3 protein-coding genes are annotated in these 3848 nt (G+C 74.2%); all 3 read right to left on the bottom strand.

Features of this window, described 5'->3' with window-relative positions; translation table 11 throughout:
- A partial coding sequence (locus tag VFE05_18615; protein HET6232094.1) for a hypothetical protein occupies positions 1-1808 on the bottom strand: 1808 nt, incomplete at its 3' end.
- 813 nt (positions 1809-2621) lie between these two features.
- Positions 2622-3017 carry a BlaI/MecI/CopY family transcriptional regulator gene (locus VFE05_18610; GenBank protein HET6232093.1) on the bottom strand — a complete coding sequence of 132 codons (396 nt, stop codon included), beginning with the start codon at positions 3015-3017 and terminating at the stop codon, positions 2622-2624.
- 266 nt (positions 3018-3283) lie between these two features.
- A partial coding sequence (locus VFE05_18605; GenBank protein ID HET6232092.1) for a YEATS-associated helix-containing protein occupies positions 3284-3848 on the bottom strand: 565 nt, incomplete at its 5' end.

The following is a 3848-nucleotide window of genomic DNA, read 5'->3' as shown; positions in this document are numbered from 1 at the left end:
GTAGGCGTGGCGGACGAGCGGAAGCGCGCGGCGAGCACGTCCGCGGCCTCGCGCCGCACCGCCACGCGCGGGTGCGACAGGGCGATGCGGGCGAGCTGCTCGGCGCCGCTGCCGCCGGCCACGCGGCCGAGGGAGCGCACGGCCTCGCGCTGCACGTCGGCGCTCAGGTCGCGCTGGAAGGCGATGCGGCCGAGCGCAGCCGCCGCGGCTTCCGGAGGCGCCCCGGAGAGCATGCCGCGGATGGCGGAGCGGCGCGCCTCGTCGTCGTCGCCGGTCACGTACGCGTAGCCGCTGGGCTCCACGCGTGCCTCCGCGCTCGTGCAGCGGCCGTCGTCGTCGCAGTGACGCGTGGTGCTGGTGGAGGTGGTCCCGCGCGCGGCGCCGCGGCCGGAGCGGGTGGATGCGGCGGCCTCCGTATCCTTGTCGGTGCACGTCGTGTCGTTGCAGACGATGGTGCGGGAGCCCGTATTGTCGCGGTCCCAGGCCGAGGCCGACGCGGCCGCGGATTCCGGCGAGCCCGGCCTGGACCACGTCCGCTCGCCGGAGGTGGAGGAAGTGCATCGCCCGTCCACGCAGGTGGCCGTGGTCGACGCTCTCCCGCCGCCGGAGGTCGACGAGGTGCACCGGCCATCCACGCAGGTGGTGGTCGTCGACCGCTGCCTGCCCGCCGTGGTGGTACGGGCACTCGAGCCGGAAGACGTCACGGTGGACGACGATCCGCTGCCCCAGGCCCCGGCGCTGGCGGATGACGAGCCGCCATCCACCGTCCACGCTCCGCCGTTGCCGGAGACGCGCACGGGCCCTCCGTCACCTTCCACGTCCACGGTGACCGCGCCGTCCGCATCGCCGGTCCGCACGCGCGTCCGGCTCGACGCGTCGCCCCACGCGCGGTCGCCGTCGCTGCCGGAGAAGCCGCGCAGGCCGCCGGTCACGTTGCGCAGGCGGACGTGCCCGCCCCCCGTGCGCACCTCGCCGGACAGGCGCGAGTCCGCCACGTCGATCCCGCCGCCGCCGGTGGAGAGCCGCGCGCTGCCGCTCACGTTGCGCAGCTCCAGCTCCCCGCCTCCCGTCTCGCCGCGGAAGTCGCCCTGCACGCCGCTGATGTGCACGCCGCCTCCTGCCGACGCGAGACGGACGCCGAAGCGGCGCGGCACCCACACGCGGAAGCTGTGGCTGGTGCTGGACGATCCACGGCTGCGCGCCTGCACCGCGCGGACCCGCACGCCCGACGCGACCGGCTCCACCGTCACGCGGGTGTCCGCCCGGTCGCGCCCGCCGAGCTGCGCGTTCACGCGAACCTGCTCACGGTCCCACCCGGTCACCGTCACGCCGCCGCCCGTCTCCAGGTCCAGCGCCAGCGTGCCCCCGCTGCGCGCCGCCACCGTGCGGTCGATCGTCCCGTCCTGCTGCGATGCCGGAGCCGCGGGCGTTCCGGAAGATGCGAGAGCCGCGGCAGGCGCCGTAGATCCGGCAGATGTTGGAGCCGCCGGCCACGCGCCCGCGTTCGCGGGAGATGCGGACACGCGCGCGGCGGGACGCATCGCCGCCAGCGGCAGCACCAGCGCGACCGCTGCGGCCGATGCGAGGCTCGCCGTGCGGCGCGAGAGCGCGCGGTGGGCGCGGACACCGTCGAGCACGGCCAGGAGGCGGCCTTCCAGCTGCGACGGGCGCGCCATGCTGACCGCCACCGGGCCCGCGAAGCCCACCGAGCGGAAGGCGCGCGCCACGTCCAGCAGGTGCGCGGCGTAGGTGGGGCCCGGCGTGCCCGCGGCCAGCACTCGGTCGTCGCTGGCGCGCTCGCGCTCCACGCGCAGACGGCGGGCGGCGTACCACGCGCCCGGGGTGGAACCAGTATGCAGCGCAGGCTAGCCCGGCCAGCAGCTGCGTTAGGCAGTCGTGCCGCGCCACGTGCGCGAGCTCGTGCAGCAGCACCACGCGGCGGCGCTCCTCGGGCCACGCGTCCGCCTCGGCGGGCAGCATCACCACGGGGCGGCGGAAGCCCCACGTCATGGGCATCGTCGCGTGCCGGCTCACCAGAAGGCGCACCGGCCGGTCCACGTCCATCATCCACGTCAGGTCGCGCAGCAGCGCCGCCCACGCCGGATCCGACGGAGCCGACGCCTTGCGGGCCAGGCGCCGCAGCACCCACTCACCCGTCGCGATGCGGGCGAGCACGACCGCCGCGCCGAGGAGGTAGATGGCGAGCGCCAGGCTCAGCCCACGCGGCAACGCATCCGCCAGCCGCGACATCGCGGACGGTGCGGCAGGTGCGGCGGGCGCAGCCACCGGGAAGCCGGTGCCGAGCGCGGCCGATGCGGCGGCGAACGGAACCGCGGCGCCAGGCGAGGCGGGCACGGCGGGGAACGGCGCGGGCGTCCACGCGTCCGCCGGCGGGGCGCTGAGGACGGGCACGCGCCAGGCCGGGAGCGCGAGGGAGAGGAGCGGCAGCGCGAGCATGCCGGCCAGGCTGAGCGTCCACACGAGGTGGCGGCTGGCGGCGCTGGAGCGGCGGAGCGCCAGGCCCGCGACGGCGGCGGAGGCCAGGAGTAGCGTGCCCTTCAGCAGCAGCACGGCGGCGGGACCCGTGCTCGGGTCCAGGGCGAGACGGTCCAGCAGCGGGCTCATGCGTCTCCTCCGTGTTCGCGTGCCTCGTCGATGAGCAGGGCCAGGCGGTCCAGCTCCGCGTCGCTGATCCGGTCGCCGGCCTGGCCCAGGATGGCTGCCACCGCCTGCGCCGCCGAGTTGTTGAAGAAGGTGCTCAGCAGGTGCTTCACCGCGCCGCGGCTCACCTGCTCCGGGTCGGCCGTGGCGAGGTACACGTAGCGTGGGCCGTCCTGCTCGTGCTTCAGCAGGCCCTTGTCCTCCAGCAGGCGCAGCATGCCGCGGACGGCCGAGTAGCTGGGCGGGTCGGGAAGCGCGGCCAGCACGTCTGCGGCGGTCGCGCGGCCCAGCCGGTACACTGCGTCCATGATCTGGCGCTCGCGCCGGCCGAGCTGGTGTGGCGATGTGGAGGGCACCTGTGGCTCCTGGCGAAGGGCTTCATGCTAGTGCATTGACACTGTGCTAATACACTAGCATCGGCACCGCTCACCGTCAACAGTGTTGTTTTCAGGTGATGGGCGGCGCCCGTATCTCACGTATTCGCACTGTCGGAAAACCCGAAGAGATCGCACGAGCCGTGGCCGGTTGGGACGAACGCATCGGCGTACCGGGGATGGAAACGTGACGAGCCCCGCCGTGCGTGCCTGGCGCGGCGGGGCTCCCTCCGTTACATCGCGCTGGATCAGCTGACCAGCGTCTTACCCTCTTCCGTGATGTACCAGCGCTCGCCGTTCGCCGTCGAGGTCCGCTCCGCGAGGCCACGCTTGCGGACGTCGTTCAGGATGCGGCCTACCTCCGCGGCATCGAGCCCCGTCTGCTTCGCGAGGCCGGCCTGGGTGCGCAGCGTCCACCGGTTCGGCAGGAGCGCGGCGAGCACCCGCTCTTCCGGCGGCGCCTCGCCGGCATCGGACCGCCGGACACGAGCGGTGAGCGACGCTTCGGCGCGCTCCGTGTCGGGCTCGGTTTCCTTCGCGACGATGGGAGCGACCGTCTCCTCCACGTGCACGGCCTTGGTCTTCGCCTCGCTCGCCTCCTGCCTCGCCGCCTTGACCTCCATCCGCAGAACGCGGTCGGAAATGGTGCGGATGAACGCGGTGGACGAGATCGCCGCGATCAGGCAGAAGCCGCCGAAGATGAGCAGGCTTCGCCTCGCCTCGTCGTTCGACATCGGGTTCAGGATGTTCGCGAGCACGTTGCTCGAGAGCGTGTTGAGGAACAGCGGCACCAGCGCCGCCGCCGCGACCCCG

It is taken from the genome of Longimicrobiaceae bacterium, from assembly GCA_035696245.1.
In the GTDB taxonomy this organism is placed as follows: domain Bacteria; phylum Gemmatimonadota; class Gemmatimonadetes; order Longimicrobiales; family Longimicrobiaceae; genus DASRQW01.
Note: the sequence above shows the minus strand (reverse complement) of the source record. Positions and strands in the feature narration are given on the sequence as shown.